Source organism: Nostoc sp. (assembly GCF_036919615.1).
GTDB lineage: Bacteria > Cyanobacteriota > Cyanobacteriia > Cyanobacteriales > Nostocaceae > Nostoc.
Map to the genome: position 1 here is coordinate 44,336 of NZ_JBALCN010000003.1, position 17,489 is coordinate 61,824.

At 40.9% G+C, this 17,489-nt stretch carries 12 protein-coding genes and 1 pseudogene; 9 read left to right on the forward strand and 4 right to left on the reverse strand.

Annotated elements, in window-relative coordinates:
* A pseudogene (locus tag V7K48_RS34815) lies at nt 1–361 on the forward strand (ThiF family adenylyltransferase); the annotation flags it as partial.
* A gap of 249 nt (nt 362–610) precedes the next feature.
* Here V7K48_RS34815 and V7K48_RS01075 read toward each other — a convergent pair.
* Nucleotides 611–1,609: an RNA polymerase sigma factor, RpoD/SigA family gene (locus V7K48_RS01075; protein ID WP_335068768.1), complete on the reverse strand. Its 999-nt coding sequence runs from the start codon at nt 1,607–1,609 to the stop codon at nt 611–613.
* A gap of 415 nt (nt 1,610–2,024) precedes the next feature.
* Here V7K48_RS01075 and V7K48_RS01080 point away from each other — a divergent pair, with 415 nt between their 5' ends.
* Complete coding sequence (locus V7K48_RS01080) at nt 2,025–2,312, forward strand: hypothetical protein (RefSeq protein WP_335068770.1); 288 nt, start codon at nt 2,025–2,027, stop codon at nt 2,310–2,312.
* A gap of 37 nt (nt 2,313–2,349) precedes the next feature.
* Here V7K48_RS01080 and V7K48_RS01085 read toward each other — a convergent pair whose 3' ends face one another.
* From V7K48_RS01085 to V7K48_RS01095, 3 genes are all read right to left on the reverse strand, one after another.
* Entirely contained in the window at nt 2,350–2,631 is a 282-nt protein-coding gene (locus tag V7K48_RS01085) for a peptidase (RefSeq protein ID WP_334975643.1), read from the reverse strand.
* A gap of 368 nt (nt 2,632–2,999) precedes the next feature.
* Nucleotides 3,000–3,425, reverse strand: a complete 426-nt coding sequence (locus tag V7K48_RS01090) for a DUF4363 family protein (RefSeq protein ID WP_335068772.1) — start codon at nt 3,423–3,425, stop codon at nt 3,000–3,002.
* Between the two features lie 179 nt (nt 3,426–3,604).
* A complete protein-coding gene (locus V7K48_RS01095) occupies nt 3,605–8,281 on the reverse strand; it encodes a GAF domain-containing protein (protein WP_335068774.1) in 4,677 nt (1,558 codons plus the stop codon).
* Nucleotides 8,282–8,554: 273 nt separating this feature from the next.
* Here V7K48_RS01095 and V7K48_RS01100 point away from each other — a divergent pair, with 273 nt between their 5' ends.
* The 7 genes from V7K48_RS01100 to V7K48_RS01130 all read left to right on the forward strand — a co-directional run bounded on the left by V7K48_RS01100 (nt 8,555) and on the right by V7K48_RS01130 (nt 17,470).
* On the forward strand, nt 8,555–8,878 hold the full coding sequence (locus V7K48_RS01100; RefSeq protein ID WP_335068776.1) for a YnfA family protein: 324 nt from the start codon (nt 8,555–8,557) through the stop codon (nt 8,876–8,878).
* 421 nt (nt 8,879–9,299) lie between these two features.
* Nucleotides 9,300–10,745, forward strand: coding sequence for an ammonium transporter (locus V7K48_RS01105; RefSeq protein WP_335068778.1), 1,446 nt, complete (start codon nt 9,300–9,302; stop codon nt 10,743–10,745).
* 156 nt (nt 10,746–10,901) lie between these two features.
* Entirely contained in the window at nt 10,902–11,735 is an 834-nt protein-coding gene (locus V7K48_RS01110) for an SGNH/GDSL hydrolase family protein (protein ID WP_335068780.1), read from the forward strand.
* A 119-nt stretch (nt 11,736–11,854) separates the two neighbouring features.
* Nucleotides 11,855–13,063 (forward strand): 4-hydroxy-3-methylbut-2-enyl diphosphate reductase, encoded by a 1,209-nt coding sequence (locus V7K48_RS01115; RefSeq protein ID WP_335068782.1) that lies wholly within the window; start codon nt 11,855–11,857, stop codon nt 13,061–13,063.
* Nucleotides 13,064–13,153: 90 nt separating this feature from the next.
* The gene (locus V7K48_RS01120; protein ID WP_335068784.1) at nt 13,154–13,945 is read left to right on the forward strand and encodes a class I SAM-dependent methyltransferase; all 792 of its coding nucleotides are present in this window, start codon (nt 13,154–13,156) and stop codon (nt 13,943–13,945) included.
* 1 nt (nt 13,946) lies between these two features.
* Nucleotides 13,947–15,155, forward strand: coding sequence for a precorrin-6y C5,15-methyltransferase (decarboxylating) subunit CbiE (gene cbiE, locus V7K48_RS01125; RefSeq protein ID WP_335068786.1), 1,209 nt, complete (start codon nt 13,947–13,949; stop codon nt 15,153–15,155).
* Nucleotides 15,156–15,448: 293 nt separating this feature from the next.
* Nucleotides 15,449–17,470, forward strand: a complete 2,022-nt coding sequence (locus V7K48_RS01130; RefSeq protein ID WP_335068788.1) for a GAF domain-containing sensor histidine kinase — start codon at nt 15,449–15,451, stop codon at nt 17,468–17,470.
* Nucleotides 17,471–17,489 lie beyond the last annotated feature (19 nt).

The window sequence follows — 17,489 nt, forward strand, 5'->3', positions numbered from 1 at the left end:
GCCAAAACAAAGGAGTTGACACCAGCAAATGCAAATCAACCACTCAAAGACAGCCAGCTAATTGTCGATGTCTTTGACAATAGCGTGGCACGTCAAGCAATGAAAATTATGCTGAATAATTAAGCATCCCTTGTCTTCATGCTGGACTATCAGCTGATTATGCAAAAGTGATTTGGAATGTACGTTTATCGCCTTCCTTCTGAGGTGAATGATGATATCTGATTATCCGCTGGCACGAAACCTAGTAATATTAACCGTGGCTGTGGCGTATGAAGCGATCGTCTCATTCATTCCCACAGCAGAACAGCGTAACTTCACCATCACTCTAAAGGAGCTGACTATTCAATCTCTGTTTTTGTAAATTGTGTAGACGCTCTTAGTAGCTTGTCGCAGACATCGCCCATCAGAATTTACCAAATTCTCAGGGTTTAAGTAAAAGCAACTAATAAGCGGCAAGTTTTGTGGCGAGGTGTAAATCCCCGTTACAAAACTTAATTACTCTTTTCTCTGCGAGACGCTTTGCAAACGCAGCGTTAGTGAGTCCATGTACCTCTACGAGGAAGCAAGCTACGCGCAGCGTCTCGTAGAGAGCGTCATTATAAATTACGAATTAACTAGCTAGATAGTTGTGTATCTTATCCTTGTGTTTTCGTAGACTACCCAAAGCTTGTTGCTCTATCTGTCTTACTCGTTCTCGACTAATACCCATACGTTGACCAATCTCCGCTAAAGAAAGTTCCTTTTCATTTGTTAAACCAAAACGTAAAGTTAATATTTCTCGTTGCTGGGGAGTTAATGTTGACAATAAAATTTGAATATTTTGTTGGAGAAACTTTTGGTCAGTGTATAATTCTGGGGAGAGTCCATCATCCTCCAACACATCTTGTAATTCTGTATCTTTTTCTGAGCCAACGCGCAATTCTAGAGAGACAGGTTGACGTGCTAAGAGGAAATAATCTCGAATTTGTTTGGGATCTAAAGATAGTTCTTCAGCGATATCAACTGCGGTAGGAGTACGACCTAATTTTTGAGTTAGTTCACGTTGAATACGCTTGATTTTGTTCAGTTTTTCTGTAATATGAATAGGCAAGCGGATAGTCCGTCCTTGTTCAGCGATCGCTCGTGTAATTGCCTGACGAATCCACCAATAGCCATAAGTTGAAAACTTGTACCCTTTAGTAGGGTCAAATTTCTCAACTCCTCGCTCTAAACCTAAACTTCCTTCTTGAATTAAGTCGAGAAAATCTAGGTTATGTCTTTGATATTTTTTAGCAATAGACACTACAAGTCGCAGGTTAGCTTGAATCATTTTCTGCTTGGCTTGATGTCCCTGATGTAGCTGTTGCAGCAGTGATTTTTCACCGATATTTATATTTTCAATCCACTCTTTTTGTGTGGGTTGACGTTTTAATTGAATAGCTAATTTTTCTTTCGCAGCAAGTAAAGCCATCATTTGTTGAACTTGCTTGGCAAAATTAATCTCTTGCTCATAAGTTAATAAAGGTATACGTCCAATCTCGCGAAGATAAGTACGCACTGTATCAGTAGTATATAAAGGGTTTTCATTTTTATTACTTCCTTCTATAAACTGGCTAGATAGATTATTCATAGTTATTTGAACCTTCAGAAATACTTGTTGGTTTAGAGGTAAATAAATTGGAATCCAAGAGAATTAGTGTGAAATTCAGAAATGAAATTAGAATGCAATTTTTAATTTGGATGATTAAGGTACTAACGTTAATTGTGACTGGAATCAGTTTTTAGCTTAACTTTAAAAGGTAAAAGTCAAGAATTTGTCAAGATTTTTCTGGTTGTTGTTATGGATAATTATTTCGCCAAGACTAATATTTTTTAAGTTAAGAGCTTGATGTTACAGGAGCTTGTCAAAGAATTGAAAAGATTATGTCTGTCCAAATTCCAGCAGATTTAAATTTGGTAAAGTATACAACCTAAGTCTCAAAACCAGAGATAAAGCCTGTTTTACTTCATAATTCTGCTATAAATAGCCAGATATAATGTCCACTATGACGCATGAAAGTGCTTTTTCCTTCCTTCTGTCTCTTTACAGTCCTACTCTAAGTCAAGTCGTGTTTTCGGAATCTAAGCAAAGAAAATCACTCCCTGTATATGTTGGTATAGAGATATTGATTTTCCCTCTAGGATTCTATTTAAAAAGTCACCTCAGTTTGTCAGCAGTAGGAAGACCTCTAGAAACTGCTTTTGCAATAGGTTTTGCAGCACTGGAGACAATAGGTTATGCCTTGATTACACTTTTGCGATCGCATGGAAACCTATTTGTCTTTATATCTTAAAAGACTGCGATTGCTCTTGAGTAAAGTTATACTTTTTCTAATCTTTTTCGGATTTTGACCTTTTCTTAGCAAACAAACTAGTCATACTTAATCCAGTAACCAACAACCCCAATAGTCCTAGTCCGTTCAAAATCGGGTAAATTCCCTGTAAGCCAAAGATTTCACCACGATGAATTGAAAGCAGTAGACTACGCCCAACTCCAAGGTTAGCTGACCACTCACCTACCAGCGTAGCTGCAATACCAGTTATCAATGTTACAGCAAGCGGTAAAGCCAAAATAATCGCCAGAGTCCGGTGGTACTTGCGAAATGAACGCATTATCCAAAATCTCCAGTGGAAACTATAGCAGCAACTTGATCAGGTACAGAACTATTTATCTCCAAGTCAGATAGAAAGCTTGTTTTCTTCCTGTCTCTTATCTTTTGACTGAATTCTAGATTTTAAATTTTGGATAATGGAATTCAAAGATTCAAAATTCAAAAAGGTCTGTCCCTTGCGCGTCTTGTAAGAGTTGCCCTGAATTGAAATGCAAGAACAATTCTATTATCCAAATCTAAAATTATTTATTCAGAGCAACTACCTGGAAACATGGGGTCAATCTAAAATCTAAAATCTAAAATCTAAAATCCAAAATCTAAAATCCAAAATCCAAAATTGTTTGACTCCTGCTCGATGTTAGTTTTCCCTCACTTTTTAGAAACAGTGGCGATATTTGTATCAAGTGTTTGTAACCCTTTAAGAGCTTTCGCTTTATCTTTTGCTTTCAGCGCACCCTTCACCTGGGTCGCAGCATCTTCGATTACATTATAGGTTTTTGAAGATTTAGTTTTGACACCATCCTCAACCTTAGACCAAGAATTTTCAAACTTATCAAATTCCTGTTGAGCTTTATCAAACTTTCCGGCTGACACCGCAGTTTTTGTATTTGAAACTACACTGATCAAAGGATTAAAACCTCCCTGCGTAGCAGCAGTAGTTTTGGATACTGTTGTTCCTTTAGTGGTTTCAGTGGTAGCAGGAGTCTGGGTAGTAGATTTTTGCTCGCTGTTGCATCCTAGCAATGTCAGTAAGCCAATTGCAGTAACAGGGATGATGTAGATTAAGCGCTTCATAAGACCTCTTGAATAATCATAAATCGCTAAGTAACGACGTATCAGCTACTATATCAGCTAAAGTTGCTGGAGAGGTAGGAAGATTCTATGCAGGTTTTACTTATAAAAACAACGTATTATTTTATATAAATATTTTTGTACGGATGCATCAAGGCTGTTTTTGGATGTTTATTGCGCGTTTATGCCCGATCATTTTTGATTGGTAATAAGGTGTGATTTGTTACTTTGTTTCTGATTAAAAAGTCTTGAATGGAGTTGACAAATTCTTTTAACTCTAAAATTAAGTTAGTAGTATCTCTAAGGTCTTGATGGTAAGCCAATTGTTCTAATTTGTCAGCTGCTAGGTATATAGCTTTGGCTCCAATGTTGGCACTAGCACCTTTAAAGTGATGAGCTTCTCGCGCTATTTGCCCAAAGTCATGAGATGCGATCGCTGCAATAATTATCTCTAAACGGGGTTTAATATCTTCAACGCATAGTTGCAATAGATTTAATTCAAATTCTGCGTCATTTCCCGATAGCTGATGCAAGTGTTCCCAATCAATTGCTAAATTAGTGGAAATTGTCTGCTCATACACAACTGCCTCTTGTTTTGAGAGGATAACGCCTGTCCAATGCTCTAGAGTCGCAGCCAATTTTTCTTTAAACACTGGCTTACTCAGATAGTCGTCCATTCCGGCATTTAGACACATTTGTTCATCTTCTTTCATCGCATTAGCCGTCATCGCAATCACCACAGGACGACGACGCAAGGCAAAGGCGTCCTCTTGCCAACGATGAATTTCTTTTGTGGTTTCCAAACCGTCGAGAATTGGCATTTGGCAATCCATTAGAATCAAATCGTAAGGAATTTTTATTAATAGCTGCAAAACTTCCTTTCCATTAGCAACGACATCGGCTTTGTAGCCCAAACTCTGGAGCTGCTTCAAGGCTACTTTCTGATTCACTAAATTATCTTCAGCAAGCAGAATTCTTAACTTGAATTTAGTAGAGGGGTTAGGGGAAGAGGAAGGAAGAATGCCGGAAGTTTCTGTACTCCGGACTTCTTCAGTAGCCTCCGGACTCCAGCCTCTAGCAGCTTGTTCTGATTCAGGCTGAGTTTCTAAAATAGTTATAATGGTATCGCGCAGTCGTGATGACTTAATGGGTTTGACTAAATAAGCAGCAAATCCTATTTTGAGCGCCTGCTGCACTTCATCCAGTTGATTAGTAGAGGTGAGCATAACCAAAGGTATTTCAGCAATTGCAGTATTGGCTTTAATTTGTTCTTTTATTGTCATGCCATTTGTTTGAAGTATTTGCATATCAACTAAGGCGAGATCATAGGATTTCCCCTGCTCATAAGCTGACTGAATAGCAATGAGTGCAGCAGCAACACTGTCAGCTTGATCTACCTGCATTCCCCAATGACTAGCTTGATGGTAGATAATTTTGCAATTAGTAGCGTTGTTATCTACCATTAACAAGCGGCGATTGTTCAAAAGTCCGAGTTCGGATTCTGGCAAAATAGGCTCAACTTGCTTGGTAAAAAGCACCTCAAACCAAAAATTAGATCCTTTACCCATCTGACTTTCTATCCCAATCACTCCTCCCATCAAGGTGACTAGTTGTTTACAGATGGCTAATCCCAAACCGGTACCACCATACTTGCGAGTGGTAGAAGCATCCACTTGGGTAAATGGTGTAAAGAGTTTGCGTTGGTCTTCAGGGCTAATGCCAAGACCCGTATCTGTGATTGCAAAATGGATGGTGGCTGTAGTAGAGGAAAGCGTTCGCAATTCGGCTTGCACTAATATTTCGCCAGCGCTGGTGAATTTGATAGCGTTGCTGATTAAGTTCATGAGAATTTGCCGCAGCCTACCAGTATCTCCTTTAAGGTGGGTGGGGACGTTGTGCTCAATCAGTGCGGCAATTTCTAATCCCTTGTTATGGGCTGAGGAAGCCAATAATTCCACCACTTCTTCAAGACAAGTAGATAAGTCAAAATCTAGAGTTTCGAGAGCCATCTCTCCAGCCTCAAGTTTGGAAAGATCCAAAATCTCGTTAATTAAACTTAAAAGGGCGTCTCCACTACTACGAATTGTTTCAATAAAATCTCGCTGTTCCGGGTCTAAGGGAGTATCTAACACCAAACTGGTCATCCCCAATACAGCGTTCATCGGAGTGCGAATTTCATGACTTATATTTGCCAAAAAGGCACTTTTAGTGTGAGAAGCTAATTCGGCTTGGCGACGGGCAATTTCAAGTTCTTGTCGCTGACGAGTTTCTGCTGCTAATAGTTGGGCTTGGGTTAAGGCAATACCTACTTGGTCGGCTATTTGCCGCAAGAGATCAGTTTCAAAGCTAGACCAGTGGTGGGAATCGTCACACTGATGAACTATGAGCAAACCGCGGAGTTCTTCTTTGACAAGAATGGGCACAACCAAATTGACTTTGACCCCAAACTGTTGCATTAATTCCAGATGGCTTTGTTCAACTTCCGGCAGCTCGAAGTTAGCCAGCCCGAAAATCTGTCCTTGACGGTACTGTTGTAGATAGTACTGTTGTAGATATTCGGCTTGAAAGTAGGGGACGGCGATATTTTGCTCTTTGATTGCTGGTAAGCCAGAAACTACTGCTTCAATAACAGTGGGTGCAGACTCATCTGGCAAAAACTGATAGATCAAAACTCGGTCAGTCTGGAGAATCTTTTGCACCTCCTCGACAGTGATTTGGAGAATTTCTTCGATTTGCAAAGACTGGCGAATCTTGAGGGTGATTTCGGTAAATAGTTGCGATCGCAAGTTTTGGCGTTGTATTTCTTCTTCAGCCTGTTTACGCTCAATAAACTGCCCTACTTGCTCGCCAATCGAATTCATCGTTTTTGCCAAATCTTGGTCAGGCGGCTGGATTTTACGGTTGAAGCAGGTAATCACACCGAGGATTTTGTGACCACTGCGGATCGGAAAACCAAAAGCTGCGTGTAATTCTACTTGAGAGTTAATTTTGAAGCGGGAGAAACTGAGTTCTTTAACGACATCAGCGATCCAAACAGGTTCAGAACTAGCCCAAACCCGACCAGGTAGTCCAATTCCTGGTGTAAATGTGGTTTGCCGATTCAGTGCTTCAAACTCTTGCACCTCAAGGGATGCTTTATGCCACATATCGAGAAAACGCAGCACATTTGCTTGCTGATCCACCATCCAAATTTCACCCAAATCCCATCCCAAACTCTCACAAATTCCTTGCAGGATTTGGCGAGTAGCTTCGCCCGTCGTAGCGGACTCTGCTAAAACGCGGGTTGCAGCATATTGTGCAGTCAGATGCTGTTGTGTTCGTTTGCGAGCGGTGATATCAATGCCAGTACCAACAACGTATTCTACTGATCCTTTGTAGTCTTTTAAGAAAGTATTCGACCAGGCAATCAGCCGCCGACTGCCATCCTTCATTACCCAATAGTTTTCGTACTCCAGGAAGCCTCTACCAGTTAGCAATTGCTCAAAAACTGCTTTGACTGACTCCAACTCCTCAGGAAGTAGGAACAAGTTCCAGAAATACTTACCCCTCACCTCATCGAAGGAGTAACCAGTTATTTGCTCACAAGCTTGATTGAAACGAACGATTTGCCCTTGAGAATCGAGAACTATTACCAACGCACCAACTGTATCAAGGACTGTTGAGATCAAGTTGCGTTCTTGATTTAAGGCTTCTTCTGTCCTTTTGTGCTCCCTGACCTGACGATAGATCAAGTAGTAAACTACAGCAAGAACGATAAAACTTAGGCAGATGGCGATCGCAAGTGTCAGAACTGTGTTGTGACTCCTGGCTTTTTTTGTTTGTGACTGCTGCTGAAGCTGCCCCCTTTCCTCGTTCTCCATCTCATTGATCACCTTGTGGATATCATCTATGAGATTTTGTTGATCATTTCTCAGTAGTACTTGCAACGCCGTCTCTAATCCCTTGTTCTGGCACAAGTCGATAGTCTGTTTTAATTCAATCAGTTTAGCTGTTATCAGAGATTCAAGCGTTGCAATCTGCTTTTGTTGGTTTGGTTGATCTGCTGTTAAATTCTTCAGATTGGCAATTTCTTGATCGACGTTAGCAAGTGCTGCTTGATAAGGTTTTAGATAAATTTGTTTTCCAGTGAGGATGTAACCACTTTGTCGAGTCTCAGCATCCTTTATTTGGGATAAACTCTTGATTTTTTTATAAGTGTTTTTTACTATACTGCGATTATTAGTAGATATTCTTGTATTTTGATCAGAAACCACACCAATCAGAACTAAAATTGCCGACGCCAAACTAAAACCTGCAACAATCCTTTTGAAAAATTGCTTACGTACCCTCTGCGTCTGTTTGCCTTTGTTGGTCACAAGTACCAAACTTGCTAAATTTCGGCGCAATTCCAGTTGTTTGATGACTTGATGACCTAAGGTTCGTAATGCCTCTATCTGATCTGGAGTAAGTTCTCGTGGTACGTAGTCAATCACACATAGGGTTCCTAGCGCATATCCTTCAGGATTAATCAGAGGTACACCAGCATAAAACCGAATATTTGGGTCAGAAGTGACTAGTGGGTTTGCAGCGAACCTTTCGTCATCTGTTGCATCAGGCACAACCAAAACATCAGGCTGTAGAATAGCATGGGCACAGAATGCCAAATCTCGATGTGTTTCTAGGGCATCCACACCGACTTTTGACTTGAACCACTGACGGTTTGTATCAATTAAGCTAATTAAGGCAATAGGAGCCTGACAAATATAGGAGGCTAAATGAGTGAGGTCGTCAAAAGCGGCTTCAGATGGCGTGTCGAGAATCTTATACTGTAAAAGCGTCTCGATTCTCTGTGCTTCGTTATCAGGTAATGGTGCTTTCATCCTTGAGCCTTATCTACATTTTGGGGACTGAGGAAGAAGCAGGGGGGCAGGGGGGCAGGGGGCAGGGGGCAGGGGGCAGGGGGCAGGGGAGCAGGGGGGAAGGAAATAACCAATGCCCAATGCCTAATGCCTAATGCCCAATGCCCAATGACCAATGCCTAATGCCCAACCCCCAATGCCCAGTTCAACAAACTTACTTCAATTAATGACAATAGTTTGGTTAAAAGCGTTAGCGTAATTTCACTGAGTTCGACCTTATTAAAGAATTGTCAAATGATTAAGTCCCTGCTGTATTTTTTCTGGGCTGGTTTATTTGAAATTGGGGGCGGCTACCTGATCTGGTTGTGGTTGCGCGAAGGTAAGCCGTTCTGGTGGGGCATATTGGGTGGAATTGCTTTAGCTTTCTATGGGGTTATTGCAACTCTCCAATCGGCAAGTTTTGGCAGAGTATATGCGGCTTACGGTGGCGTGTTTATCGCAATGGCAATGCTTTGGGGTTGGAAGGTAGACGGGGTAACTCCAGACCGCTACGACCTAATAGGAGCAAGTTTCGCTTTAGTGAGTGTTTTAATTATCATGTTTGCACCCAGAACTTAACTAAAATTTCTATATTCTCTAATGAGAGTAATAAAAGAAGCTAATCGGTGATCAGCAACCATGCGGATATCAACGGGTTTTTACGTGAGATATAAAGAAAAATCATAATATATTTGGGCAAATTATCTGAGAAAAAGATAATTATTGTAAATTCTCATAATTATCTTGGTTTGTAACAGTAGGTAACTAAAAATTTGGAATGTTGTAGCGCTTGAATAAAATGTTATTCTTCAAAAAAAAGATCAATTAGTGCATAAATACACCCTTATTTAAATCTTGACAATTACAATCAGGATTATATTTTTTTTGTTAACATTTCAAGAAAATTAAGGTTAAGTATCTTTCAAGACAAAAATGTTTAACCAAAAAGAATCAAATGTAGTTAAGTATACAAAAAATAGGTGCTTAGGAAGAAAAACAAGTGTTGAAGAAAGTTGTAATAATTGGGGCTATCACCCTATTGATTTTGGGAGTACCGCTGATGGGCAACGCTTTTGCCCAAACACCAGCTGCTACTGTGCCTGCTGCTGATACTGGAGATACGGCATTTATGCTGATTTCAGCAGCACTCGTGCTGCTAATGACACCAGGATTGGCGTTTTTCTATGGTGGATTTGTGCGATCGCGCAATATCCTAAACACATTGATGATGAGCTTTGTGGTGATGGCAATCGTTGGAGTGACTTGGATTTTATGGGGCTATAGTCTTGCCTTTGCACCAGGGTTGCCGTTCATTGGGGGATTGCAATGGTTGGGCTTGAACGGTGTCGGGTTAGAGATAACCGATTATCTCAAAGGGTCAAACCCAGCAGAAACAGTTTCTTATGCGCCGACTATTCCCCACCAGGCATACATGATTTATCAAGCCATGTTTGCCATTATCACCCCAGCCTTAATTTCTGGGGCGATCGTTGAGCGGATGAGTTTCCGCGCCTATTCGCTGTTTGTGCTGCTGTGGTCAACCTTTATTTACGCTCCCCTGGCCCACATGGTATGGGCGAAAGGTGGATTTTTAGGTTTGTACGGTGGTTTGGGTGCCCTCGACTTTGCAGGTGGCACAGTAGTTCATATTAGTTCTGGCGTTTCAGCCCTGGTAGCTGCACTCGTCCTTGGGCCTCGGAAAACCCATCCTGATCGTCTTAGCCCGCCGCACAATGTTCCTTTCATTTTGCTGGGTGCTGGCTTGCTGTGGTTTGGCTGGTTCGGTTTCAACGCTGGGAGTGCCTTATCTGCTGCTAGTGGAACTTCTGGTAATGTAGTCACAAATTTAGCAACAACAGCCTTTGTTGCCACCAATACAGCAGCGGCGGCAGCAGCTTTAATGTGGCTAATTTTGGAAGCAGTTTTACGGAGTAAACCGACTGCTGTGGGAGCGGCTACAGGAGCTGTTGCTGGTTTGGTGGGCATCACTCCCGCTGCTGGATTTGTCACACCGCTATCAGCGATTTTAATTGGTTTCGTCACCGCCTTTGTTTGCTTCTATGCTGTGAGTTTTAAGCATAAGCTGCAAATTGACGATGCTTTAGATACCTATCCTGTGCATGGTGTTGGTGGTACAGTGGGGGCAATTTTAACGGCGATCTTTGCCACGACTCAAGTCAACGGAGGAGGTAAAGACGGAGTGCTGCGTGGTAATTTTGGTGAATTGGGAGTTGAACTAGTAGCAATTGCCGTTGCCTATGTGATCGCAGGTGTTGGTACGTGGATTATTCTCAAGATTATCGATGCTACAGTCGGGCTGCGAGTCAAAGAGGAAGCTGAATTGCAAGGTTTGGATATCAACGAACACGGTGAAGAAGGTTACAATTCCGAGTTTGGCGATAGTCCCATTCAGACGATAAGCCCATTCGGTAATACTGAGCGCTGAGTGCTGAGTTAGGAGTTATTCAATTACTGCATTGCTTCACCAAAATCCAAGTTGCGCTGTCAGTGCACCAAAGGTGCGACCAAAATTTAGAATTTAGGTGATTTGCGATCGCTAGCGTTAAAATTTGATTCAAATAACGGGTAAATTTCGCTAGTCGTGTCTACTTCTTTTAAAACCTTTCCTATCTGGGCATTTTTATCGCTGTTAACCAACGGCATCCTAATGTTGGCGGTCATTCTGCTAATTTGGCAACAGCAGAAAATGACCGCTTTTTTTGGGATAATAACATCCCCAGAGCCAATCAACCTGAACAGCGATCGCCAAATTGCTACACCTGATTTAGGTCGCCGTCACCAACTCACTTATCAACAGTGGGTAGACATCCTCAAGCAAGAAGCCAAGGTAGCTGCTGACCACCGGACTCCGCATTTAAGCATCCTGGTGGGAGATTCTCTGAGTTTGTGGTTTCCCCCTGAGTTATTACCTGAAGGTAATAATTGGCTCAATCAAGGAATTTCTGGCGAAACCAGCAATGGACTCTTGAAAAGATTGAAGATATTTGATCGCACCCAGCCAAAGGTGATTTTTGTGATGATTGGCATTAATGACCTAATTGAGGGGATGAGCGACGGGGTAATTTTAGATAATCAGCGGCAAATTATCAGTTACCTACGAAAGGTGCATCCCACAGCCCAAATTGTTGTCCAATCGATTTTGCCACATGGGGCAGAGCAAACAACCTGGAAAGGACGAGATAAACTTCTGGGTGTTGCCAATAGTCGCATTCGCGAGTTGAATCAGCAACTGCAAAGCATATCTACCAAAAAAGGTGTCAAATATCTTGATTTATATCCCCTGTTTACCAACAAGCAAGGTAATCTCCGGCGCGAATTTACTACTGATGGCTTACACTTAAGTCCTGAAGGCTATATAGTTTGGCGTTCTGCATTGCAGATTTATAGCGAAATCGAATTAAAACCCCAGCGTTAACGTCCTTTGGGGGAAAAAGGGTAAAGGACAAAAAGAAGTAATATCTTTGAATACAACTCTGTATAAATCGCGTCTTGGCGCGAGAAAATAAAAAATAGTGGTTTAAGTAGACAAATCTAATGGATACAAAAGCTTTTAAGCGCACACTCCAACATTCCGAAAATTACAATCGCAAGGGCTTTGGTCATCAAGCAGAAGTTGCTACCCAGTTGCAGTCTGAGTATCAGAGTAACTTGATTCAGGAAATTCGCGATCGCAATTACACCTTACAACGAGGTGATGTGACGATCCGACTAGCCCAAGCCTTTGGCTTTTGCTGGGGTGTAGAACGGGCTGTGGCCATGGCTTACGAAACCCGTCAGCACTTCCCCACAGAACACATCTGGATTACTAATGAGATTATCCACAACCCTTCTGTAAATCAGCGAATGCAGGAGATGGAAGTAGAATTCATCCCCATTGAAGGAAAAAATAAAGACTTTTCTGTTGTTGGAACTGGTGATGTCGTCATATTACCCGCTTTTGGAGCCAGCGTTCAGGAAATGCAGATACTTCACGATAAAGGTTGCAAAATTGTTGATACAACTTGTCCTTGGGTATCTAAAGTTTGGAATACAGTAGAAAAGCACAAAAAAGTTGATTATACTTCCATTATTCACGGGAAATATAAGCACGAAGAAACAGTTGCTACTAGTTCCTTTGCTGGCAAGTATTTGATTGTGTTGAATTTGCCAGAAGCAGAATATGTTGCTGACTATATTATCAATGGTGGGAACCGGGAAGAATTTCTGACAAAATTTGCTAAAGCTTATTCAGCAGGATTTGATCCCGATCAAGATTTAGTAAGAGTTGGCATTGCCAACCAAACTACGATGCTTAAAGGCGAAACTGAGCAAATTGGCAAGCTTTTTGAGCGGACTATGTTGCAGAAGTATGGCCCCACAGAGTTAAATCAGCATTTCCAAAGCTTCAACACTATCTGTGACGCCACCCAAGAACGGCAAGATGCCATGTTGGAATTGGTGGAGCATAATTTGGATTTAATGGTAGTAATTGGTGGGTTTAATTCATCGAATACTACTCAATTGCAACAAATTGCTTTTGAACGAGGAATTCCTTCTTATCATATTGATACTGTTGAACGCCTTAAATCAAGATATTCCATTGAACATCGGCAATTAGATGGGCAGTTAATAACTACAGAAAACTGGTTACCAGATGGTGAAATTGTTGTGGGAATTACTTCTGGTGCTTCCACGCCAGATAAGGTGGTAGAAGATGTGAGTGAAAAAATTTTTGCAATGAAAGCCACAGCAACACTGGTTTAAAAAAAGCTCATTCCCAACCCCTCTTTAGCAACACTGAGGGGTGTTTATTACTAATCTATTTATTGAAAACTTTTAGATTAACTAGAACAAATGGCTGTTTATGAGCAAATTGCTAAAAGCTATGATTTAACTCGTTGCGCTGACCCTGATATTGCTGCCCAATTAGCTAAACACCTCCAAATAAAATCAGATTCCTCGTATCTTGATGTGGCATGTGGTACAGGAAATTACACGCTAGCTTTAGCAAAACACGGTGGTGTTTGGCATGGAATAGACCAATCAAAACAGATGATTGATGCTGGTATGAATAAGAGTAATGCTGTAGCTTGGGAAGTTGCAGAAGCTGAGGCTTTACCTTATGCTGATGGGACTTTTTCAGGTGTGTTATGCACGCTAGCAATACATCATTTTGCTGCACTAACTCCTGCTTTCCGGGAGATTTACCGTGTCTTGGCGGCTGGTCGTTTTGTATTGTTTACTGCCACGCCGGAGCAAATGAGCAAATATTGGTTAGTCGAATATTTTCCAGAGGCTATACATAAATCTGCTGAACAAATGCCAAGTTTAGAAAAAGTCAGATATGCTCTTAATCAGGCAGGTTTTAACTCAGTAGATATCGAATCTTATTCTATTTCCGAAAACTTGCAAGACCTATTTTTATATAGTGGAAAACATCGTCCGGAAATATATTTAGATGAAAATGTCCGCTCTGGAATTTCTACATTTGCTTTGCTAGCTTATGCGGATGAAATTGCCGTAGGGTGTCAAAGGCTAGCAGCAGATATTAATACAGGACGCATTACCAAAATTGTCAATAAGTATGAAAATAATCAAGGAGATTACTTGTTTGTAATTGCCGATAAAGTATTAATCATGAATTAACATGACAGAGAAATGGCTTTCTATCGTCGGTATTGGGGAAGATGGCTTACAGGGGTTAAGCGCGATCGCTCGTTCTCTAGTCGATCAAGCTAAAGTAATTGTGGGAGGCGATCGCCATTTAGCAATGCTCCCTACAGATGACCAACGTGAGAAACTAGTCTGGACATCTCCCATTAGCGCCTCAGTTGAGGAAATCATCCAGCATCGGGGTGAATCAATTTGCGTACTTGCAAGCGGCGATCCTATGTGTTATGGCATTGCTGTTACCTTGATGCGGCGAATTCCCGTCTCGGAAATGACGATTATTCCCGCACCTTCAGCCTTCAGCCTCGCCTGTGCCAGGGTTGGATGGTCTTTAACTGAGGTGGAAACCTTGAGTTTGAATGGTCGTCCATCCTCCCTGCTCCAGTCTTACATCTATCCGAAAGCGCGGCTGTTGATTTTGAGTGAAGGCAAGGACACACCCGCGATTGTTGCTGAAATTTTGACAAATCGCAGCTATGGTGGTAGTAAAATCACCGTCTTGGAGCGCATGGGCGGCACTCATGAAAGAATTGTAGAAGGTACGGCTGCATCTTGGAATGAAACTGAAGTTGCTGCTTTGAATGCGATTGCAGTTTATTGTATTGCTGATGCTGGGGTTGTCCTTTTACCAAGATTACCAGGACTACCAGATAATGCCTATCACCACGATGGACAATTAACTAAACGTGAAGTTAGGGCAATCACCCTAGCAGCTTTGGCTCCCACACCGGGAGAATTATTATGGGATGTTGGTGCAGGTTGCGGTTCAATTTCTATCGAATGGATGCGGAGTAATGCTCGGTGTCGGGCGATCGCGATCGAACAAAACTCATCTAGACTACTATATATTGCTGATAATGCCGCCACTCTCGGTACTCCAAATCTGCAAATCATTGAAGGTAAAGCGCCCCATGTGCTGAAAGATTTGCCAGCACCAGATGCGATTTTTATTGGTGGTGGCGTAACAGCAACGGGACTTTTTGATGTTTGTTGGGAAGCACTGCGATCGGGTGGACGTTTGGTGGCAAATGTCGTGACGGTAGAGGGTGAGCAAACTTTATTTCAATGGCATCAACGAGTCGGTGGCGATTTAACTCGTGTTGCTATCCAACGGGCGGAACCTATTGGGAAATTTTTGGGCTGGCGAGCAATGGCGGCTGTGACACAATGGGTAGTTGCAAAATAACAAGATTTGTGCGTCATCTGAAAACGTGCCAGCTAAATCTTTGAATCTTCTTGTCAATAAAAAGACCTAAATCTCAATTAAGCTTGGTTCCTAGAAAATAAATCAAGCGATAAATCTGATTATTTTAATAACACATTAACTAATGTTTTGTCAAGATTAATTTAAATAGATGCGCTTAATCTACTTATCTTTAATTTATAAATATTCAATTCTCTTAAAGTTTTGAGGAGGATGTTAAGGTTCCAAGTTTTTTAGGGAATTATTAGATACGTAGAATAAATAATATTTTGTTTATGAACTTAAATTTACAGGCATCAAGCAAAACAACTCAGTCAAACAATAACTGGCATAATTTTGATAATTCATCAATAAATTTCAGCTATCAAGCCGCAGTCAATGCATTAGGACAAAAAGCACTTTCAGGACTGGAATTATCGTATTTGTTCCAAGATACAGTTGCTTTAGTAGCTCAAATACTCAATGTCAAATACAGTAGAATTTGGCAAGTACTTTCAGATAGTAATGCTTTTCGTAAAGTAGCTAGCATTGGGGATAAACCTTTAGAGACAGACTATGCTGAGATTAATGTCACAAATAATCAGCAAGTACAAAAATTGTTGGATAATACTCAGTCAATTACTAATTGCAACACACCCTATTGTCAGATAGATGATTTAACTATTCCCTTTCCTCCAGATAGCGTTACTGGTTTGAGTGTACTAATTCCAGGTACGAATAAACCTTTAGGTTTGCTGGAAGTATATGCTACTGAGGGGAGGAATTTTTCTCCAGATGATGTTCATTTTTTACAATCTGTAACCCATATCTTAGCAACAGCGATTGAACGCAAGCGTTCAGAAGCATTAGTGTATACCCAAAGCCAAGTTCTAGAACAAGTTGCGTTTGGAGTCAACCTATATGAAATTTTTAACAACCTTTGTGTATTGCTAGAGCAACAATTACCTGGGGCGTATTGCTCCATTTTAGTTGTAGATCCAGACAATCAACGACTGCGGGGAGGAGCAGCACCCACTTTACCACAAGAATATGTTAAGGGTGTTGATGGTTTGATGATTGGTGAATGTTGTGGTTCTTGTGGAACAGCAGCTTATAGAAGAGATTCAGTATTTGTTACTGATATTGCTACTGATCCTTTATGGGCTGATTTCCGAGATTTCGCTTTAAGTTACAACATCAGAGCTTGTTGGTCATCACCTTTTACTTCGCAAACTAGTGAAGTTTTAGGGACATTTGCTATATCTCATAAATTTCCTTGTCATCCTACTCAGCATCATCTAGAAATTCTGAAAACCGCCACCCATATTGCCAGTATTGCTACAGAAACCTACAGAGCCGCAGCAGCTTTGCTAAAGGCTAACAATGAGTTAGAACAAAAAGTTGCAGAACGAACCTTTGAATTAAGAAAAACTCTGCTGGACTTACAAAATACACAAGCTCAACTGGTTCACAGTGAAAAAATGTCCAGTCTAGGACAAATGGTAGCAGGGGTTGCCCATGAGATTAACAATCCTGTTAGTTTTATTGCTGGTAATCTCAGATATGCGAATCAATATATCAATGATTTACTAGATTTAATTACGGTTTATCAAGGGCAGTATCCCCAATTAAATCCCACCCTAGTAGCCAAAACAAAATCTATTGAGCTGGAGTACTTGTGTGAGGATTTACCTAAGTTAATGGCATCTATGAGAGTAGGTAGTGAGCGAATTACAGACATTGTTCTGGGCTTACGCAACTTCTCACGACTAGATGAAGCAAAATTTAAATCTGTAGATATTCATGAAGGCATAGATAATACATTGATGATTCTGAATCATCAGTTGATACTACCCAATAAATTACTTGATATTCAGATAGTTAAAGAGTATGGTCAACTGCCCAAGGTTAGTTGTTATGTCAACCAGTTAAATCAGGTATTTATGAATATTCTCAACAATGCAATTTATGCCTTAAAGGAGAATATGCAATATTGGCAGTCTACAACTAATATACCAACTATTCAAATTCAAACTTTAGTTGTAGACAACGAGAGAATTTTAATTCGGATTAAAGATAATGGACCTGGTATCAAGTCAGAGATTAAGGAACAGATATTTAATCCCTTTTTCACTACTAAACCTGTTGGTCAAGGAACTGGTTTAGGGTTATCAATCAGTTATCAGATTGTTGTTGAAAAGCACCAGGGGAAACTCAGTTGTATCTCTGCATTAGGTGAGGGAACTGAATTTCAAATTGAAATTCCTATTCAGAATTTTAAGGAGTCAGCAATAACATCGATTGACCCTTTACCTTAAAATTGGGCTGTATCTCTTG